The following is a 1,662-nucleotide window of genomic DNA, read 5'->3' as shown; positions in this document are numbered from 1 at the left end:
ATAAAAAAATCCTCCTGAATTGATATTTATTTTAACATCAATCCAAGAGGATATATAGCTCTTTTAGAATTTACACAGAATTAATTACAGTCTCACTTGACGATTTGAAATTGCTTGCGGAATATGTTCACGCCACAAAGTTTATTTCCAAAAGCAAGGCAAAAGAACTTGTGGAAAAAATAGGTTCGTTAGGAAGTAATTTTGCAGCAGAGCAACTTCAAGAGGAAATATTTCTCTGCGACCGTGTAAAGACTAACAGAAAGGGGATTTTAATCAATATTGCTAATATCAACTATGCTATGTCACGCCGTTGGGATGCGCAGCCACGAACACCGTCAAAAATCAGTTTTCAATATGTGAAATATCAAATCAGTGACATACATTCACAGGTTGAACGCCGCAAAGGAGCCGCTTATATTGTAAGCCCCTTTAAGCTACTTATTAATGACGGAAACTATTATCTTTTAGCATACAGTGATTATGCGAAAGCTATGAGAACTTTTCGTGTTGACCGAATGAAAAATATTAAGGTTCTGGAAAATCAGCCAAGAGAGGGCGAAGAAGAATACTTATCAATAGATATGGACAGTTATACACAAAGAGTTTTTTCTATGTTTGGCGGTAAAAAACGTCGTGTCCGCATACGTTTTATTAATCCTCTTTTGGATACTGCGATTGAACGCTTTGGAACAAAAGACGCTATTTACTCAGCAGATAGAAACTCTCATTTTATAGTAGCTGCCACAGTAGAAATCAGCGATCAGTTTCTTGCATGGGTCTGCGGTTTCCGCAAAAAAGCAACTATCATTGCACCCTCTGATGTGGTAGAAGATATGAAAAATTTTCTCTCTGATATTTCAGACCGCTATAAAAACGAATAAAAGAGATAGAAAACCGTCAAAAAGTTAATGATTCTGACGGTTTTCTTCTTACAGTCTCTATTATAATGCAAAAGACGAGAGGAACACGCCTCTCGTCTTTTGCTTATTTCCTTTATTCAAATGACTGTAATATAAATCCATGATTTATGGTTCCACCCAATCCTGCCTCTGCCATATCTTTAAGCTTAATTCCTTTAAACTCATATTCATCTAAGTCTTTTGATAAGGTACATTCGTAAACTCGATTTCTCTTAATACTATTATCATATCTAAAATTCATATTTTTTATTGCTTTCTTATTAATAAAAATCAAAGAGCCCTTCGCACGACCAAATTTGAATACAGCACTATTACGGTCAGATTGTTTATATCCCCAACCACTTGGTTTTGAATACTCAGTTGTTACTCCTGAATTGCACTCATACTTTACTTTATTTCCATCTGAGTCAAGACAATCAATAGAAAAATCATATTCTATCGCTAATCCTTCTTCATAAAACAAATACCAATCAGAAGGTTTTAATTTCACATAAACTCCGGCACCACTATGTTCCCCCCACATATTATATTCATCAATAATTTCATAAGTAAAATATTGTGAAACATTCGCTGCGTTTAATTCAACTGTTTTTAAATAGAGTGATGGGTCAGTTTTTACTGGTGTGGTATTTGATGATGTTCCTACCGTAATTTTACATGTTGCCTTTTTTCCACTTCCGTCTTTTGCTTTTACAGTAATTGTAGCAGTTCCGTTTCCAACTGCTTTCACAACACCTTTTGA

At 34.9% G+C, this 1,662-nt stretch carries 2 protein-coding genes; one reads left to right on the top strand and one right to left on the bottom strand.

Going from position 1 to position 1,662, the window contains the following annotated elements:
* Positions 1-104: 104 nt before the first annotated feature.
* Positions 105-881, top strand: a complete 777-nt coding sequence (locus tag BLP57_RS17500) for a WYL domain-containing protein (RefSeq protein WP_207646724.1) — start codon at positions 105-107, stop codon at positions 879-881.
* A gap of 112 nt (positions 882-993) precedes the next feature.
* Here the strand turns inward: BLP57_RS17500 and BLP57_RS17495 are convergent.
* Positions 994-1,662: Ig-like domain-containing protein (locus BLP57_RS17495; RefSeq protein WP_330389509.1), on the bottom strand; the 669-nt coding region annotated here is incomplete at its 5' end.

This window comes from Blautia sp. SF-50 (genome assembly GCF_900101315.1).
GTDB lineage: Bacteria > Bacillota > Clostridia > Lachnospirales > Lachnospiraceae > Blautia_A > Blautia_A fusiformis.
This window is presented reverse-complemented; position numbering and strand designations above follow the sequence as displayed.